The organism is Sporosarcina sp. Y838, from assembly GCF_056786515.1.
The window spans coordinates 176,409-192,886 of record NZ_JBXCJD010000002.1 but is presented as its reverse complement, the minus strand read 5'-3'; the positions used below and the strand labels follow the sequence as shown (position 1 = coordinate 192,886).

The following is a 16,478-nucleotide window of genomic DNA, read 5'->3' as shown; positions in this document are numbered from 1 at the left end:
AATAAATATACTTTCTATTTATTCCAATACTAATTAGGGGGAGACGAATCATGCAAAAAGAGGCGACTAAAAAGAATGAACGTGTAGTAGAGATATTCGATTTGTTTGTTGAACATGTCCAAGCGTTTTTGAAAGAAGCGAAACTAAATCACGAAGAATACACAAATTTCGTAAATTGGGCTGATCGACTCGGACGGACAGGGGAACTTCCTCTTTTTGCGGATGTTTTCCTAGAAACCCATGTGTTGAGAGCGATGTACACGGAGAAGCCGGGAACACAACCTTCACTCTTGGGGCCTTATTTCATTGAAGGATCACCTTTACTAGAAGTAGAGGCCGGACAGCCATTGGTTTTGACGCAGCGTCCTAACGAAGAAGGCGAAGTCCTGCTCTTCAAGGGAAATGTTAGTAATGTGGACGGCAAGAAGCTTGCAAATGCGCGGGTTGAAATGTGGCAAAATGATGCTTCTGCAACCTATTCTGCTTTCGATTCTGATGCACCAAAATATAATTTAAGAGGCCATTTCTATTCGGATGAAAATGGAGATTTTGAAATAAAATCGATTGTTCCATTACCTTACCCGATTCCAACGAACGGTCCAACAGGAGAATTCTTGGATTACACTGGCCAGCATCCGATGCGTCCCGCACATCTTCACTTAATGTTTGAAGCTGAGGGCCATGAAACCCTTATTACTCAGGTGTTCTCGGAAGATGATAAATGGCTCGAAAATGACGTAGCGGATGGTGTTCGCTTGGACCTTCTAACAAAATTTGAAGATAAAGGTAGTCATGTTGAAGCATCTTTAAACTTTGTTATGCGTACGGAATAAAAAGAGTGCAAATAATCAGGAGCATTGTAGAATGTTCCTGGTTACCTCTTATTTCTCGTTGATTATCCTCTTAGAGTTACTCCTATATCTATTTATAATTTGCGGAAAAGGAATAAATACATTTAATAGAAAGTGAGGTACTTAAATGAGGATATTTCAACAAAATCAGCTTAAACTAGAAAACTCCGTTGTCACAATTGGGGCTTTTGATGGTATTCACCGTGGGCATCAAGCGTTAATAAAAAAAGCGAAGTTACAAGCAAATCTTTACGGGGTGCCCCTTGTTGTTTATACGTTTGATCCACCGCCTAAGGTCTATTTTCAAAATCAGTCAATGCTAACTTCATTGTCGGAAAAGAAACGCTTTCTTGAAGCATTAGGCGTCTCTTATACGGTTTTTGCTTCGTTCGATGAGGCTTATGCGGCGAGGAGCGCACAGGACTTTATTGATGAGCTAAATGATGTGAATCCTAGGGAAATTTGGGTTGGGCCAGGGTTCAACTTTGGCAAAGGCAAAAGCGGTTCAATTGAAGACTTGGATAATGCGTTCAATGCCTATCAGCATCCTGTCGTTACTTGTCCAAAAGGAGAAGTTATTTCTTCAACAAGAATACGAAAACTTTTTGAGCATAAAGAAACGAAGCAAGCTTACGATTTGTTAGGCAGAAATGAATTTGCCCTAGCTAAAACTTGATTAACTTAGTTAATATATTGAACTTACAAATTAGAGGAGGGTTTTTTATGGATGTTAGAGAATTTCGAAACTGTATGGGACGTTTTGCAACTGGTGTTACCGTAGTCACATGCAAAACCGAAGATGGTTATCATGGATTTACTGTGAACTCATTTACTTCGGTATCACTAGATCCGCCTTTAGTGTTAGTGTCTGTTGACCGAAAAACGAAGGCAATGGAACACTTAAAAAATAATGCATTCACCATAAATATTTTAAATGATCAACAAGAAGATGTGGCCATGCATTTTGCCGGACGCCCAAAGGAAGAAGAGCCGTTTACATGGGTTGAGGGAGAATATACAGCACGCCTTGAAGAATCACTTGCTTATATTGAATGTGCTCCGTGGAAAGAATATGATGGTGGCGACCATGTTCTTTTTGTAGGTGAGGTTTTGAACTTCGAATACACTGAATGTGATGCACTTACATACTTCTCAGGAAAGTTCTCATCATTATCTTCAAAAGTCCAATCTGTTTGATGATGTTTCCCCGATAAATTACAGGTACCTATGCAAGGGGGTATTCGGGGGATTCACCGCAATTGCATATTTATGAACGGGAGATTAGGTAGGTACTTGACTATCTAATCTCTTTTGTGTTTTTAGGTGAATTGTTGGTTGTTGCACACAAACAATTATTTAACATAACAGGTACCGACTTTATAATGTATTGGCTTGCAGATAATGTGACAGATGAAATGATTTCCTGGGAAATACCGACCCTCCTCGACATTTAATCTCATGAATTTCGGGTGCCTGTGTAAGGTTGTAATCCGCTCGAATCTCCGATTGTACGATGCAGTCGAAATAATATAGCCGCTGTCTTCCAGTCTATGAATCGTTCTTTTAATCGTATCTACAGACCAAAATGGGAACTCGTCGTTTTTCCACTCTTCGTATCTTTTGTAAACCCACTTATGCCCATCCCGCACATTTGGCGAGATGAGCGATCTAAAATGCAGTTGCTGTAGTAAAATAGCCGCGTTTAATCCCACTTGCATCGCAAGCGACGGAATTACCTGAAGCGATGCCTCATTGATTAATAAATTCATTAGGGATCCTCCTTTGGTAAATGAAGTAGAAATGTGCAAGCGCCTTGCCTAGGCGACAAACACATTTCTACCTATTAACGAGTATTTTCTAGCGACAGCAAGACGTCTCTTGCCTTGACGAACGATGCCTTCACCTATACATAGACAAAAACTACGGGAAAGTGGACAACAAATGAAATTATTTTTTTGACTGCCATCCTTTTTAAAGCGCCTACCGCTTTTCTTGTGATCTAGCTCCAGGCGCAAACTCCTCGGGTCATAAGTCGGTTCGGCTAAGGAAGGATTGAACTGCATCCTTCCCGGGCAAAGAACGCCGCTCCGCCGACCCGTCTTATGCCTGTCGGAGCTGTGCGGCGCCTTGCACTTTTCTATGCTAATACAAGTCTCAATTTCGCCAGCGTTCGGTGCCTTCGTTTCTTAACCCCTTCAACCGAAATTCCAAACCGCTCAGCACATTCTGTAAGCGTACCTCCTTCTATGAATAGCCATTGAATAAGTTCCTGCTCGGCAGGGGGCAATTCGTCCAGTGCATCCTTAAGTCTATCCAGTGCTCCTTTCTGGACAGCGATTTCGGACGCCTTTAGATAGGCCAAGGGCTCTTCTTCTGTCTGCATGGTATTCTCTTCAAATACGTTTTCCATTTTTAATTCATCCAATATGGCACCCCGTATACTTCGATAGGCAAATGGCGTAAAATTCCCTTTCGCTTCGTCAAAGCGGTTCCACGCTTGCCATAAAGCGACTCTTCCCGCCTGTCTGAAAATGTCATGGTTGCGTTGAATATTCAATTTGCGGATAGATGCAGAAATCATCGGTTCATACTGCTCCAAAACGTCCTCAAAAGTCATCATTTGTGCGGCCTTCCAGACCGTGCACGGTGCTTTGTATTCCCGGGTGAGTCCATCGTAGTTCATTTGAAATAGGGAATCCAACGAGCGTTTAGGACGTTTTGGGGACCATACGTGATGTTTCGTTAGCGGAAAATGACATTTAACACATAATAATTACATTATTCATCATATTTAGATAAATGCGCTTGAATCTTTATGAGTAAATGATATCATACATATATAACAGGTAAAAAGGGGGATTCTTATTTGAGAATGTGTGATTCTTTTTTAATTAACCGAACAGTATTGGCAGTTAAATCATTTTTCATTGGGGAAAATAAAAGTGAAATTATTACAACGCATGGTACATATTACTCCAAGTTAAAACCACTAGATCTACTCAATAAGGCGTGCATTAATAATTTTTCATCGTGGCAGGGACGTACAGAGTTTGCAAAGGATTTGTTGAATTATTCAAGGAAACCGCCGTTCATTATAGTACCTAACGAAATTGGTGTATTTCCGACAAAATCATCAGAATGTCCGGATTGTGTCTTTATATTTAATCATCATATTAGCGTAGAAGAAGTGGCAAAAGGCCAATCAGTAATCACATTCATGCCGGGGATTTCCATTACCGTTAAAATCTCGAAACACATCATACTAAAGCAATACCAACGCCTCCACACACTGATGAGCGTAAGCACTTTGAAGAATCAGGAGAAGGAATTATATGATAGAGAAAATGGTTTCAATGATAGAAAAGCAAAATAAGTGAGAGCGCTAGAATTGTATAGTGATCAGTGAGGGGGAATCATTTAGGTAGTTGTGCGTGATGTTGTTTATTCAATTCACTACAATTAAATACGTATAGACTAGGGAATAGATACGTATCTATTCTCTTTTATGTTGTTGAATCCAAGGGTTGATTGGGCATACCCCGTGGGTCCAGAAAAATCTAGGAGTTGTCCAACAAAAGCCCAGAGCTGTCCAACGAACTCAGCTAAGTTCCCAACCAAACCCCGTAGATGCCAACTATTCGCATCCTGTGTTCAACTCATCTCCTCAAATTTCCGATGCACTTTGAATTCTCAGAAAACGTACCTCAACTATTTATTTCACCGATAGAAAAACCCCTCAAATGGCACGTCATAATCCATAAATGCCTCACTAAACAAAGCCTTGTCGATGAGTTCGCGCAAGACGCCTGAATAATAGCCAGGTAGATTCCTAATGTTTTTAAGCTTTGTTGTTTGAATCGAAATCCGTAGTGCTTGCATGGCCAATTGCTCGAACAAATCCCCTTTGTCTTCGTGAATACTGAATTTCAGCATTTGCAGGGACTGTTTTCGGTAGATACCATAAAAATTGCGTGCCAATTTACTCTCTCCGATTGTTGAAGAAAGAAGAGATTTCATCTTCCCAAAAAGTGTAGTGGGCACAATTTCCGGAGGAGACGTTCTTTTAAGATCTTTAGTACTTAACGCTTTAGAAAGAAAAGCTTCGTTTTGTGGTTTAGCAGGTTCCGCCTTACTGACAGAAGGCTTTTCGTCAACCTTCGGGGTGTTCAATTTCGACTGGTCATTAGTAGGTTTAATGACATAAATGTTAGCGCCTAGACCGCTCATGACAGGGCGGATATAGTGAATACGTTCGATGATTTCAAGCTTTTCTAACTTGCGAATGGCGCGTCGTACAGTTGCGTTGGATTTCTTAATGGCCTTTTCGATGGTTTCGTGTTTCAAATGTGCAGCACCATATTTAACAGAGTAACGACGGATCATATCGAGAACAGCCCGCTCAGTTTGGTTCATTTCATTCCAGTGATTGAGTACATGTTACCTAGTTGCTGCATCTAAATCGTGTTTGTTTGTGAAGTGTGCGTACCCAGAAAGGTAAGTTTTCATAAAGAATGTCCCCTTTATTCTTTAGATAGAAGAAAAGTAGGGGAAAGTGGACAAGAATTTGAAAATAGTTTATTTAATTTTGTTAGAAGTAGGCAAACACATTAAAAAACTTGAAATTTAGAGCGGGGAAATGGGACATACTACCGCGTTGGCGGAAACTGTGTGTTAATGATAATCCCACAGTATCCTCCACTCACCTTCATCTTCTGCGACATATACTTCTTGTAGGAAGCCGAACTTTCCATATTTACCTTCATAGGTTTGAATGACAATAAATTTATAAGCGACATCAAATGGTTGTGCTTCTTCAGTCATTGTCCAACCCTTGATTTTACTATTTTCATTTATTGTAAATTGAAAAGTTTCGGTACCAAAATGGCCAACGAAAACATGTAATCGGTCAGTCATGAACTGTGATTTGCTCCATCTCTCTTTCATCAAAGGGTGAAGCAATTCCCATGAATCACCAAAGTCTCCTACTTGTTCATGCATATAAAACGCTTCTACTACTTTTTTAGATTTGTAGCTCGGCGAAAACAGGTAATTAATAGAGCCTATCAACACAAGTAAAGAACATATGGATATGAGAACAAAAAGTAAGAGCTTGTTACTTTTCCTTTTTCTCATCATGAATATCCCCTTTGTAAAATTAATCTATATGAATAGGATATGATTTTAACTAGTTCATTATCAAAACTACACAGAGAACGGAAATTTATTAGTTAATTAAAGAAGGATTCTGATTACTTTTGTCGAATTGATGATGTAAAGAGGAGGGATTAATGTATGACGGATGAAGAAAGAAATGATATCGCGGATATACTGTTACACAGTCTTTACGACTATCACTTTGCGAATGATGGAGGAAGTTATGCATTGCCCAGAACTGTACTTGCAGACGTCAATAGCAAACAGGCGATTGAATACCTGATCGAACAGGAATATGCCGAGGATAGCGGGCAAGGTTCGGATAATCTGGTTTTAGCGATTACACTGCAAGGTATGGATTATATCAAAAACAATTTACTGGAGGCAGTATACATTTAAAAGGAACATTCTCATGGGGCGTTCTTTTTGTTTCATTGATTGAAATAGATTAGGATTAGGGTATGCCTTATTCTTATGAAGTGGCGATTTGCGGAGCGCGCACATGCTTAGTAGGCGGATACTGCGTGAAGGATACCTATCTCTTCTGACGAATTGTGTATAGAAAGGAGTGGATTTAAGCATGATGAATGAAGAAGGCAATAAACTCGCGGATGTACTGTTACAGAGTCTTTACGACTATCACTTTGCGAATAATGGAGGAAGTTATACATTGCCCAGAGCAATGGTACAAGCAGATGTCAATAGCAAACTGGCGATTGAACAACTGATCGAAAAGGAATATGCCGTGGATAGCGGGCAAGGTTCGGATAATCTGGTTTTAGCGATTACACCACAAGGTATGGAATATATCAAAAACAAATCACTGTAGGCATAAAGTGTTTAGAAGGGACGTCCTCATGGGGCGTTTTTTTTGTTTGACATAGATGGTACTGATTTAGGGTATGCCGGAGCCTTATGAAGTGGCGATTGAGGGAGGCGCGCAGCCGCGCGGCAGGAAGAAATAGTAATGATAATGGATTAGTTTAGGGTAGCTCACTAGGATGTCCAACCAAGCCCGGAAAGTGTCCAACGAACTTCGTAAAGTCTTCAACCAACCCGAAAAGTGTCCAACCAACAAGGGAGTGTCCAACATAACCGTCGAAGTATCCAACAAAGCAGCTAGCGTCCAACCCCTTCCGAAGGAGATAAACAATTATTTTAAGTGTTTTAGGTACCTCTGCGTGAAAAAACCTGGTATATACGCTACAATTTCATTATAAAATAATCAAAATAATTGTCTGTCTGACAAACTTGTATGTTCGTTCAGGAAACACTTTCTGCAATATTTCGATTGACTCAGTGGTGCACCCTATCCTTTAAGATTTTAGTAGGGGAGGCAATACATGTATAAAATAAGCGAATTCAGCGAAATGACAGGGTTGAGCAAGGAAACCCTACGCTATTATGAGCAGGAACAATTACTGGAACCTGCATTCGTGGATGCATCCAACAACTACCGTTATTATGACGACGGTTCATTTTTCCTGGCAGCGTTGTTGCAAAAACTTCGAAGTTTCGGCTGTACCATTCAGGAAATGAAAGATGTCATGCGCGATGAGTCGTTTGAGCATTTGGAAGAACTTTTACTGAAAAAGAAACAAAGTTTAGAGATTGAGATGGAATTAAAAAAACAAAAGATCTTGGATATTGAAGCATTTATCCGAACTGGGAGAGAGGAGCAAGACGAATGATTTGGAGAGAAGAACGACTGATTGACGCACCAATTGACGTGATTTGGGCTCTATTTGAAGAAGAACAGGCAACACGTATTATGCCAAAAGTATTGGAGAATCGCTGGATTGAAAAAAAACCTGAAATGACAGGCTCAACTTACAATCAAACCTATGAAGAAGGAAAACGAAAAGAAACGTATGTGGTGGAAATTACGGAATTTGAGGACACAGTCAATCGAAAGCATAAGCGAATTCAATTTCAGCTGGCACGTGCATTTGAAATGACTTTAGGATTTACATTGGAAAAAGTAAGTGAAACACAGACAAATTTGATTTACTCGGGCTCGAACCGTGGCATCAATTTTGTAGGGCGTGCCATGCTAAAACTTGGTGGTGGAAAAAATGGTGATCAAGTGATTCATGACTTCATGGATCGAGTCAATCTTCAAGCCATGCAAGACATGAAATGACGTGTAGCAAAAGATTTTTATGAACTCAAAGCACAGCAAGTGTGCCCCCCCCCTGGAAAGTGTCTAACAAACGGAGAGGTTTCCAATAAACTCTCCGAAGTGTCCAACAATGATCAGCAAGTGTGCAACCAACTTCGTAAAATGTCTAACCATCCCCTAAAAGTGTTCAACGAAACCATCGAAGTGTCCAACAATGATCAGCAAGTGTGCAACCAACCTCGTAAAATGTCCAACCAACCCCAAAAAGTGTCCAACCAAACCCTTATTGAGCTATTAAACTTAAAATAGTTAACATACCATAAAAGATAACTGAACTTTTAGTATATAATGAATACAACAGAACAGGGGGGCGTTATTTATGAAAGCGGTTCCGTCAGAAAAAGTAATTCGTTACAGAGGGACAGAATTGAATACAAAGGGTTGGGGACAAGAAGCAGCTCTTCGTATGTTGATGAATAACTTGGATCCGGAAGTGGCAGAGCATCCCGATAAATTAGTTGTCTATGGTGGGATCGGGAAAGCTGCTCGGAACTGGGAAAGCTTTGATGCGATTGTAAAATCACTGAAAGCGCTAGAAAATGATGAAACGTTACTTGTTCAATCGGGTAAACCGGTCGCTGTTTTTAAATCACATACCGATGCACCACGCGTTCTCATTGCCAATTCCAACATCGTTCCGGCGTATGCCAACTGGGAGACGTTCCATGAACTCGATAAAAAAGGGTTAATGATGTACGGGCAAATGACAGCGGGAAGCTGGATTTACATCGGTTCACAAGGCATTGTGCAAGGCACATACGAGACATTCATAGAGCTAGCGAAAAAGCATTTCAATGGTAGTTTGGCAGGAACGATTACTGTAACAGCAGGACTTGGCGGCATGGGTGGCGCACAACCGCTTGCAGTGACGATGGCGGGCGGCGTTTGTATCGGCATCGAAGTGGATGAGACTCGAATTGATCGCCGCATTGAAACGCGTTATACAGATGTGAAAACGGATTCATTGGATGAAGCCATCCGTCTGGCCGAGGAAGCTAAAAAAGCAGGAAAAGCATTATCCATTGGCTTGCTCGGCAACGCATCAGAAATTTTACCTGAAATGATTGCACGCAATTTCACGCCTGATGTGCTGACAGACCAAACGTCCGCACATGATCCATTAAACGGTTACATCCCTACAAACATGTCTTTAGAAGACGCTGAGGTCCTGCGTACAAATGATCCGGATGCATATGTGAATAAGTCAAAAGCATCAATGGCTGTACATGTTCAGGCGATGCTTGACTTGATGGACAAAGGGGCAATCACATTTGACTATGGCAATAACATCCGACAAGTGGCGAAAGACGAAGGCATAGAAAATGCATTCGATTTCCCAGGGTTTGTTCCGGCTTACATCCGTCCGCAATTTTGCGAAGGGAAAGGTCCTTTCCGCTGGGTTGCGTTATCAGGTGATCCGGAAGACATTTATAAATTAGATGAAGCGATTTTACGTGAGTTCAGCTATAACGAACACTTATGCAACTGGATTCGAATGGCACAGGACAAAATTGAATTCCAAGGACTACCAGCTCGCATTTGTTGGTTTGGTTACGGAGAACGCGCACGCTTCGGGAAAATCATCAATGATATGGTAGCAAGCGGTGAATTAAGTGCACCGATCGTCATCGGTCGCGACCATCTGGATTCAGGATCTGTTGCTTCTCCGAACCGTGAAACAGAAGCGATGAAAGACGGATCAGATGTCGTTGCGGATTGGCCGATTTTAAATGCCATGATCAATGCAGTGGGCGGCGCAACATGGGTTTCATTGCATCACGGTGGTGGTGTTGGCATGGGCTATTCAATTCATTCAGGAATGGTTATTGTGGCAGATGGAACGAAAGAAGCAGAAATTCGACTTGAGCGCGTATTGACGACAGACCCAGGAATGGGCATTGCACGCCATGCGGATGCTGGATATGAAATTGCTGAACGAACGGCTCGTGAAAAAGGCGTAAACATTCCAATGCTTGCGAAAGGAAATGATCCACAATGACAAAACCGCTATTTATTAAACATGCAGCTCAGCTAGCGACGCTCACTTCCGCCGAGAAAGGACCTCGCTCAAAAGAAGCGATGTCCGAACTTGGCATACTGCAAGACGGTAGTTTATGGATCGAAAACGGAATTATTCAAGCGGTTGGATTAACAGTCGATCTTGAAAAGCGCTATGCAGACCGTTTACATGAGGCGGAAATTGTAGATGCTACGGGCCATCTAGTGACGCCTGGGTTAGTGGATCCCCATACGCATGTTGCTTACGGAGGCAGTCGTGAACGTGAATTTGAGATGCGTTTAGAAGGTTCAACATATATGGATATTATGAATGCAGGCGGCGGCATCCATGCGACAACGCGGATGACGCGCGCTGCATCGGAAGCGGATTTAATCGAACAAACGACTCGACGCCTCGATTTGTTCCTTGAACACGGGGTTACGACAGTCGAAGGGAAAAGCGGTTATGGAATGGATTTGGAGACGGAGTTAAAACAACTCCGTGTCATGAAGACATTGCAGGAAACACATGCCATCGATATCGTGCCGACCTTTATGGGTGCGCATGCCGTTCCGGTTGAATACAAAGGGCGGGAAGACGAATTTGTCGATGTAATCATAAATGAAATGTTGCCCGTGATTGCCGAAGAAAAGCTTGCTGTATTTAATGATGTGTTTTGTGAAAAAGGCGTTTATACACCTGAACAATCAGAACGCGTATTGGAAGCCGGTAAACGTTTGGGATTAATTCCAAAAATCCATGCCGATGAAATTGAATCATACGGTGGGGCAGAGCTTGCAGCAAAGGTCGGTGCCATTTCGGCGGAACATTTACTGAAAGCATCTGATGAAGGAATCCGGGCAATGGCGAAAGCGGGCACGATTGCTTGCCTGCTTCCTGCAACCGCGCTGTATTTGCGTGAGCAAGCAGCAGACGGGCGAAAAATGATTGATGAAGGCGTTGCTGTCGCCATTTCTACGGACTGCAATCCCGGTTCATCTCCAACAACGTCCATGCCACTTGTCATGAACTTAGCTTGTATATCTATGCGACTGACGCCTGCTGAAGCATTGACAGCGGCCACGTATAATGCAGCTTGTGCCATTCGATGTGAAGACAAGGTGGGTTCTCTTGAAGTGGGTAAACAAGCGGATATCGTCCTATGGGATGCGAAAAACTATCAAGAAATCCAGTACTTCTTTGGCGTGAATCATGTAAAGTCCGTATGGAAAAAAGGCGTGCAGGTGGTGGGGGAATGAATAGATGGCTTCAACCACCAGAATGGTCGTGGAATGTAGCAGGACAAGAAGTGACACATGTTCATCAATGGGTTCAGCCACTAAACGATGGAGAAGGTAAACCGGATCTCATTCTATATGGTGCGCCGCTTTCTAGGTCATCAATTAGTGTCTCGGGTGCCTCTTTGTACCCAAATGAATTTCGAAAAATGTGGAAAAGCTTCGCCACTTATAATTTAGATGAAGATATCGACTTAAGTGCTTTTCGGGTTGCAGATGCGGGTGATGTAGAGATGCATACGACGGATATCCTGTTATCTCACCAACGTATCCAAGAAGCAACGGCCTCTCTTATAACGAGCTATCCGGGTACGTTGCCTTGCATGATTGGCGGAGATCATTCGACGACAGCATGCGCGATTCGAGGGATTAAGGATGTTCATCCAGAGCGAACAATCGGAATTTTACAGTTGGATACGCATCTGGATGTACGGGATCCTGCAGAATTAGGTCCAGCGAATGGAACGCCAATTCGGCAACTGATTGAGGGCGGCGTAGTTAAGGGAGAGCATATCATCAACGTCGGGTTGCACGGCTATTATAATGCAAAGCCGCTCGTGGACTATGCCAAGCAGCATCATATTCAAATGGTGACTCTCAAACAAGCTCGCATGCAAGGCATAATTGAAACAATTCAAGCATCACTTCAACAACTGTCTACGGAAGTAGATTGCGTGTATGTCACTGTAGACATGGACGTGCTGGATATATCCGTTGCGCCGGGCGTTCCGGCATCTACACCAGGTGGGATGACGGCGATAGAACTGTTTGATGCTTTGCTTACAATCGGCAAGCATGAAGCCGTTCAGCATATTGACTTTGTCTGTTTGGATCCAAGCAAAGATTCCGCGGTTTCGGAAACAGTCAAAATTGGGGTTTATGGCTGGTTGCAATTTGTTACTGGTCGCGTGAGTCGGTTGAAATAAACAGCGCGGGAGCAATAAGGGGAAGTTTCCAACAAACTCTGTGAAGGTCCAACCAGCTCGGCCAAGTGTCCAACCAACCCATGAAAGTATTCAACAAACATATCCCAGAATCCTCGAAAAACCCGATTTCACATTAAATGAGAAATCGGGCTTCTTTCACGCTTACTCTACCTCGGCACCACATAATCATTCGCCGCTTTAGCAAGTGCAGCTGTCGTCAACTTCCCAATAATTCCGTCTACAACAAGGCCGGAAGTCTTCTGAAACGACATAACCGCAGCCTTTGTAGTGGGCCCGTTAAGTCCATCCACAGCAATCTTGTAACCTACTTTGACAAGCAAGCTTTGTATTTTTTTCACCTCATGATTCAAAACATAACTTAACGGATCAACGGCATTCGTAAATTTATTATTCCAACGACCGACGTGGACCTCGAAATGAAGATGGATTCCTGTACTATTCCCAGTCGACCCTTTCACACCAATACGTTCGCCCTGTTTGACTGTCTGCCCGACTCTGACACCAATTGAACGAAGATGTGCATACACGGTTTCAAACGTCTTTCCACCGATTGAGTGGACAATCATAACCGTGTTTCCATAACCATTTGTAGACTTAGAAAAAGTAACTTTCCCAGCAGCTGCTGCAACAATTGTATTGTTTGATGGCGTATTTCCGTAATCCACACCAAAGTGCATCGTTCGAAAATGCGTAATCGGATGGATGCGGTAACCGAAAGAAGATGTGACACGCCCCTCGCATGGTTTAATAAACATTAATTCCCACCTTTTTTAAATTATGGTCAACAACGGTCCACCTCTTATGGCGGACCGCCCGAATATAAATTGCAACCGCTCAATCCGGACGGCAGACCGCCCGAATATGGTTTACAACCGCCCAAACTCTACAGCACGAGCAAGTAGCCCAACTCAATTTTCTATTGATGAGAGATGATTAAGTTTCACTGCATTTTTAATGAAACCAACACATCATGGATCGCGACGAGTTTTGTTTCGAGCCGGTGCAAAAGATAGAATGATACGAATATCGGGAAACCGACTTCCTGTATGAGACTCATCCATTGTTCCATCTCGTTTCCTCCCCTCTTTTAACATAAAAAAAACCGGTCCCCAGTCCGAAAACTGGTGAACCGGTCGTTGTTACTTGTTAGCCGTTTACAAGTTCTGTCACATTACGCTCGATAACCCGAGCGCTAACAACTGTTGCGAGTGGAGCGCCGTTAATTTCAAATACGTTCGCAGCAATGATCTCTTGCATCGCTGCCTCGATGCTTTGTGGCGTCAAATCTGCGCGGGGTTCATCCACCGACAAACTCACCCTTTTTCCGCTTGCTGTGTTGAAGTTCAATTGTAGTGTTTTAGCCATGTTTTATTCCTCCTTTCCCGATTAGTTAATTGGTAAATTAATTAATCAAACTCGATGTTTCCACGATATCCGCTCCGATGAACGGCAAAGTTGAGAGTCGACCAAGTTGCTCCAGCGCTTGGTACAAGTTCTCCGCTGACGCATTTACCTTAATGTAGCGGTATGTCTTCGCTTTGCGGATTAGCTTGCCGTCCTCTGTTAGACCACCGTCGAAGAATACGCGACCTGACGCCTGTTGAAATTCGATTGTTGCTGCCATGTTATCACCTCCTTTCATCCTCTATATAGAGTAAAAGGGAGGGAAAGTGGACATTGTTTTGAAATGTTTGGTGAGTTGAAAAATATAATGTTGATTATATTAAGTCATTTGAGTAATTAGTTAGAAGGTGAATATTTCTATAATAATTGTGAAAACAAACTAGAAAACTCCATTTCCTCAGTTGATAATAGCAAATAAAGCTCCACTGGTTTACAAGTCATGGAAGCTGTTTTTTTTTTGATGTCCAAATAGGGGTATTATCACAATAGCTACAGAATAGACTGAGTGACTGTCCCAAATCGGTACCCAACTATTTCCTCTCTACTTCAGCTTATTTAAAACAATGGTCATCCAATTACAAAATCTATTGTCAGAGGGAGACTATAGGCTCCTAATGTAATAGGTAAATATTCTTATAACTGACTTCACAAGACTATAAAGTTTGACTATAGTGAATATTGTAATCATTCAATAACTACTATAAAGAAAGGAGGGAAGTATGTGAGTCAAAAGTTTTGTAAGAAGTGCGGGGAAGAGCTTTCTCCGGGCATTGTTTTTTGTTCAGCATGCGGGACGCCTGTATCAGATTCGACTTCAGTTACAGCAACAGAACACAAGGTAAAACGGCGGAAACCCATGTCATTGAAAACGAAAGTTCTGCTTTCAATCATTGCAGTGGTATGTGCGTTGTCGATCGGCACTCATTTTATTTTATCTCATGTTACTGACAGTGCGAAACGATTGGAAAGTATTTACAATTCAATCATCGATGAAAATAGTAAGGTCTTATTTGCAGAATTGACTGTTCCTGAGGGTGTTCTTTATGTAGAAGGAAGCTTTACGAAGAATTTAAATAATGACTCCTTGCCCGAATTTTACGCGGAGTTGTCTGATGCTGTTGAACGAGTGAAAGACACGGAGTTGACGGAAATTGTGCTGGATGATCATGGAATCGAAGTATTTCGCATCAAGCATGATACATGGCTTTATTTTTACCCGAGAGCTTTGATTGAACCGGTGTCGCAGTCTTTGGTGATTGATACGGATCTTACGAATACGACGTTGACCCTTGCCGGTGAGGTGTTTCCGCTTGATGGCAAACCGATTACCATCAATAAAGTATTGCCGGACGAGTACACAGTGACACTGAATGGGAAAAATACCTTCTTTGCGTCACAAGGTACTGCTAAAATCGACCGTGCCCTATTTTCAGAAACAGCGACGTTCAGTTTACTGAATACAGCCTATTCCATCGAATTTGATGGTCAATCGCCAGACAGCATCCTATATGTGAATGGGGAATCTACAAAAAAGTCAATTCAGGAGGTAGGGACAATTGGGCCGATTTTTGGAAAAGGGGCTACGTTCCATGCTGTTCGGAAAATCGAAGGCGATAAAACGGAAGCGTCCGAAAAGGTCAGTGGAAAGCCTGGAGATTTGATTTCTTTCACTTTTCCTTCGCTTATAAAAACGGAACAACAAGCCCATGAAAAAGAACAAGTGAAAGCGGCACAGGCAGAAAAAGAAGAAGAAAATAAAGAGTTGATTGGCCAAGCTTCCGAGAGTTATATCAATTTCCGAAATGCCTATGAAGACGCACTCAATAACCGAAGTTTCGGCTATATCGAATCCTATTTACAACCATCTGGGAAAGCGTATGGTGAGTTGAAAGAATTTATTGTGGGAGCGGATAGTACGTATTATTGGTATGAATTTATGACGAATGAAGTAACAGGTGGCATAGTGGAAGGCGATCTTATAAAGTTGCAAGTCCGTGAAACGTTCTTATTTGAAAACCACCTTAGCCAAACGACCGCCTATGATCGACTCAAAGAATATGATCTGGTGGAGACTTCATCCGGTCAATTTGAGATTGTAGAAATCCATATCAAAGACACCAATCGAGATAAATACTAAACGAGGGGGAAGTTTTGTTGAGTACAATACAAACAAAAATCGGCGGCGGATTGAACAAACTACAAGATACGCTGCAACAAGGTAAACAAAAGATGCAGACAGTGCAAGAAGCGAGCCAGCTCCGTCAGGCAATCGATCAGTTGCGACAAAAACGATTGGAGAGCATCGTGGAAATTGGCAACAGCATTCATAAAAAAGTGCGATTCGGTCTTGTGCACGATGAAGATTTCGCGGGAATTTCCTCGCAAATCGAACAGGTTGATAAAGAGATTTATGAGCTATCCAAAAATCTTGAACAACTCCAGGTTGAAGCAAGTCAATCAAATCTATGCTCGAATTGTAAAAACCCTGCTCAACCAAGCGATAAGTTTTGCGGCTCCTGTGGAAATGCAGTCAATATTGAAATAAAGGTCGAAGAAGAGACAAAGGTCTGCTTGCGATGCAATGAGGACATTCCGGAATCTGCAGCATTTTGTCCATGCTGCGGGACTGTCATCCAAGGATAG

General features: G+C 42.3%; 21 protein-coding genes. 13 read left to right on the top strand and 8 right to left on the bottom strand.

The window, feature by feature from the left end; genetic code table 11:
- Positions 1-50: 50 nt before the first annotated feature.
- The 3 genes from AC1TO4_RS03690 (at position 51) to AC1TO4_RS03680 (ending at position 2,048) form a co-directional block, all read left to right on the top strand.
- On the top strand, positions 51-833 hold the full coding sequence (locus tag AC1TO4_RS03690; protein WP_482104206.1) for a dioxygenase family protein: 783 nt from the start codon (positions 51-53) through the stop codon (positions 831-833).
- Positions 834-978: 145 nt separating this feature from the next.
- Complete coding sequence (locus AC1TO4_RS03685) at positions 979-1,527, top strand: FAD synthetase family protein (RefSeq protein WP_482104205.1); 549 nt, start codon at positions 979-981, stop codon at positions 1,525-1,527.
- Positions 1,528-1,574: 47 nt separating this feature from the next.
- Positions 1,575-2,048 (top strand): flavin reductase family protein, encoded by a 474-nt coding sequence (locus tag AC1TO4_RS03680; protein ID WP_482104204.1) that lies wholly within the window; start codon positions 1,575-1,577, stop codon positions 2,046-2,048.
- A 155-nt stretch (positions 2,049-2,203) separates the two neighbouring features.
- On the opposite strand, the gene AC1TO4_RS03675 is transcribed toward AC1TO4_RS03680, so the two are convergent.
- Positions 2,204-2,620, bottom strand: a complete 417-nt coding sequence (locus AC1TO4_RS03675) for a hypothetical protein (RefSeq protein WP_482104203.1) — start codon at positions 2,618-2,620, stop codon at positions 2,204-2,206.
- Between the two features lie 368 nt (positions 2,621-2,988).
- A complete protein-coding gene (locus AC1TO4_RS03670) occupies positions 2,989-3,471 on the bottom strand; it encodes a sigma-70 family RNA polymerase sigma factor (protein WP_482104202.1) in 483 nt (160 codons plus the stop codon).
- 252 nt (positions 3,472-3,723) lie between these two features.
- Between AC1TO4_RS03670 and AC1TO4_RS03665 the strand changes: the two genes are divergently transcribed.
- Positions 3,724-4,224, top strand: coding sequence for a competence protein ComK (locus tag AC1TO4_RS03665; RefSeq protein WP_482102480.1), 501 nt, complete (start codon positions 3,724-3,726; stop codon positions 4,222-4,224).
- 344 nt (positions 4,225-4,568) lie between these two features.
- Here the strand turns inward: AC1TO4_RS03665 and AC1TO4_RS03660 are convergent, their stop codons facing one another.
- Together AC1TO4_RS03660 and AC1TO4_RS03655 are read right to left on the bottom strand one after the other, a co-directional pair.
- Positions 4,569-5,264, bottom strand: a complete 696-nt coding sequence (locus AC1TO4_RS03660) for a helix-turn-helix domain-containing protein (RefSeq protein ID WP_482104201.1) — start codon at positions 5,262-5,264, stop codon at positions 4,569-4,571.
- 258 nt (positions 5,265-5,522) lie between these two features.
- Positions 5,523-5,849, bottom strand: coding sequence for a hypothetical protein (locus tag AC1TO4_RS03655; protein WP_482104200.1), 327 nt, complete (start codon positions 5,847-5,849; stop codon positions 5,523-5,525).
- 294 nt (positions 5,850-6,143) lie between these two features.
- Between AC1TO4_RS03655 and AC1TO4_RS03650 the strand changes: the two genes are divergently transcribed.
- The 7 genes from AC1TO4_RS03650 (at position 6,144) to AC1TO4_RS03620 (ending at position 12,410) form a co-directional block, all read left to right on the top strand.
- Positions 6,144-6,404 (top strand): hypothetical protein, encoded by a 261-nt coding sequence (locus tag AC1TO4_RS03650; RefSeq protein ID WP_482104199.1) that lies wholly within the window; start codon positions 6,144-6,146, stop codon positions 6,402-6,404.
- 181 nt (positions 6,405-6,585) lie between these two features.
- Positions 6,586-6,834 (top strand): hypothetical protein, encoded by a 249-nt coding sequence (locus AC1TO4_RS03645; RefSeq protein ID WP_482104198.1) that lies wholly within the window; start codon positions 6,586-6,588, stop codon positions 6,832-6,834.
- Positions 6,835-7,348: 514 nt separating this feature from the next.
- Positions 7,349-7,696 carry a MerR family transcriptional regulator gene (locus tag AC1TO4_RS03640; RefSeq protein WP_482104197.1) on the top strand — a complete coding sequence of 116 codons (348 nt, stop codon included), beginning with the start codon at positions 7,349-7,351 and terminating at the stop codon, positions 7,694-7,696.
- A complete protein-coding gene (locus AC1TO4_RS03635; RefSeq protein WP_482104196.1) occupies positions 7,693-8,148 on the top strand; it encodes an SRPBCC family protein in 456 nt (151 codons plus the stop codon). The genes AC1TO4_RS03640 and AC1TO4_RS03635 overlap by 4 nt, the downstream gene beginning before the upstream one ends.
- Positions 8,149-8,506: 358 nt before the next feature.
- Positions 8,507-10,186, top strand: coding sequence for a urocanate hydratase (gene hutU / locus AC1TO4_RS03630; RefSeq protein ID WP_482104195.1), 1,680 nt, complete (start codon positions 8,507-8,509; stop codon positions 10,184-10,186).
- The gene (gene hutI / locus AC1TO4_RS03625; RefSeq protein ID WP_482104194.1) at positions 10,183-11,445 is read left to right on the top strand and encodes an imidazolonepropionase; all 1,263 of its coding nucleotides are present in this window, start codon (positions 10,183-10,185) and stop codon (positions 11,443-11,445) included. Before hutU ends, hutI begins: the two co-directional genes overlap by 4 nt.
- Positions 11,442-12,410 carry an agmatinase family protein gene (locus AC1TO4_RS03620; protein WP_482104193.1) on the top strand — a complete coding sequence of 323 codons (969 nt, stop codon included), beginning with the start codon at positions 11,442-11,444 and terminating at the stop codon, positions 12,408-12,410. Before hutI ends, AC1TO4_RS03620 begins: the two co-directional genes overlap by 4 nt.
- A 167-nt stretch (positions 12,411-12,577) precedes the next feature.
- Here AC1TO4_RS03620 and AC1TO4_RS03615 read toward each other — a convergent pair whose 3' ends face one another.
- The 4 genes from AC1TO4_RS03615 to AC1TO4_RS03600 form a co-directional block, all read right to left on the bottom strand.
- Positions 12,578-13,186: a peptidoglycan DD-metalloendopeptidase family protein gene (locus AC1TO4_RS03615; protein ID WP_482104192.1), complete on the bottom strand. Its 609-nt coding sequence runs from the start codon at positions 13,184-13,186 to the stop codon at positions 12,578-12,580.
- 185 nt (positions 13,187-13,371) lie between these two features.
- A complete protein-coding gene (locus AC1TO4_RS03610) occupies positions 13,372-13,500 on the bottom strand; it encodes a YvrJ family protein (RefSeq protein WP_082786727.1) in 129 nt (42 codons plus the stop codon).
- A gap of 77 nt (positions 13,501-13,577) precedes the next feature.
- Entirely contained in the window at positions 13,578-13,796 is a 219-nt protein-coding gene (locus AC1TO4_RS03605; RefSeq protein WP_482104191.1) for a DUF2922 domain-containing protein, read from the bottom strand.
- A 37-nt stretch (positions 13,797-13,833) separates the two neighbouring features.
- Positions 13,834-14,055, bottom strand: coding sequence for a DUF1659 domain-containing protein (locus AC1TO4_RS03600; protein WP_482104190.1), 222 nt, complete (start codon positions 14,053-14,055; stop codon positions 13,834-13,836).
- 501 nt (positions 14,056-14,556) lie between these two features.
- Between AC1TO4_RS03600 and AC1TO4_RS03595 the strand changes: the two genes are divergently transcribed.
- Both AC1TO4_RS03595 and AC1TO4_RS03590 read left to right on the top strand, forming a co-directional pair.
- Complete coding sequence (locus AC1TO4_RS03595; RefSeq protein WP_482104189.1) at positions 14,557-15,972, top strand: TcaA NTF2-like domain-containing protein; 1,416 nt, start codon at positions 14,557-14,559, stop codon at positions 15,970-15,972.
- A gap of 17 nt (positions 15,973-15,989) precedes the next feature.
- Entirely contained in the window at positions 15,990-16,478 is a 489-nt protein-coding gene (locus AC1TO4_RS03590; protein WP_482104188.1) for a zinc ribbon domain-containing protein, read from the top strand.

Coding starts and splice junctions, on each gene's coding strand:
- AC1TO4_RS03690 (WP_482104206.1), top strand. CDS start 51: ATGCAAAAAGAGGCGACTAAAAAGAATGAACGTGTAGTAGAGATATTC.
- AC1TO4_RS03685 (WP_482104205.1), top strand. CDS start 979: ATGAGGATATTTCAACAAAATCAGCTTAAACTAGAAAACTCCGTTGTC.
- AC1TO4_RS03680 (WP_482104204.1), top strand. CDS start 1,575: ATGGATGTTAGAGAATTTCGAAACTGTATGGGACGTTTTGCAACTGGT.
- AC1TO4_RS03675 (WP_482104203.1), bottom strand. CDS start 2,620: ATGAATTTATTAATCAATGAGGCATCGCTTCAGGTAATTCCGTCGCTT.
- AC1TO4_RS03670 (WP_482104202.1), bottom strand. CDS start 3,471: ATGATGACTTTTGAGGACGTTTTGGAGCAGTATGAACCGATGATTTCT.
- AC1TO4_RS03665 (WP_482102480.1), top strand. CDS start 3,724: ATGTGTGATTCTTTTTTAATTAACCGAACAGTATTGGCAGTTAAATCA.
- AC1TO4_RS03660 (WP_482104201.1), bottom strand. CDS start 5,264: ATGAACCAAACTGAGCGGGCTGTTCTCGATATGATCCGTCGTTACTCT.
- AC1TO4_RS03655 (WP_482104200.1), bottom strand. CDS start 5,849: ATGCATGAACAAGTAGGAGACTTTGGTGATTCATGGGAATTGCTTCAC.
- AC1TO4_RS03650 (WP_482104199.1), top strand. CDS start 6,144: ATGACGGATGAAGAAAGAAATGATATCGCGGATATACTGTTACACAGT.
- AC1TO4_RS03645 (WP_482104198.1), top strand. CDS start 6,586: ATGATGAATGAAGAAGGCAATAAACTCGCGGATGTACTGTTACAGAGT.
- AC1TO4_RS03640 (WP_482104197.1), top strand. CDS start 7,349: ATGTATAAAATAAGCGAATTCAGCGAAATGACAGGGTTGAGCAAGGAA.
- AC1TO4_RS03635 (WP_482104196.1), top strand. CDS start 7,693: ATGATTTGGAGAGAAGAACGACTGATTGACGCACCAATTGACGTGATT.
- hutU (WP_482104195.1), top strand. CDS start 8,507: ATGAAAGCGGTTCCGTCAGAAAAAGTAATTCGTTACAGAGGGACAGAA.
- hutI (WP_482104194.1), top strand. CDS start 10,183: ATGACAAAACCGCTATTTATTAAACATGCAGCTCAGCTAGCGACGCTC.
- AC1TO4_RS03620 (WP_482104193.1), top strand. CDS start 11,442: ATGAATAGATGGCTTCAACCACCAGAATGGTCGTGGAATGTAGCAGGA.
- AC1TO4_RS03615 (WP_482104192.1), bottom strand. CDS start 13,186: ATGTTTATTAAACCATGCGAGGGGCGTGTCACATCTTCTTTCGGTTAC.
- AC1TO4_RS03610 (WP_082786727.1), bottom strand. CDS start 13,500: ATGGAACAATGGATGAGTCTCATACAGGAAGTCGGTTTCCCGATATTC.
- AC1TO4_RS03605 (WP_482104191.1), bottom strand. CDS start 13,796: ATGGCTAAAACACTACAATTGAACTTCAACACAGCAAGCGGAAAAAGG.
- AC1TO4_RS03600 (WP_482104190.1), bottom strand. CDS start 14,055: ATGGCAGCAACAATCGAATTTCAACAGGCGTCAGGTCGCGTATTCTTC.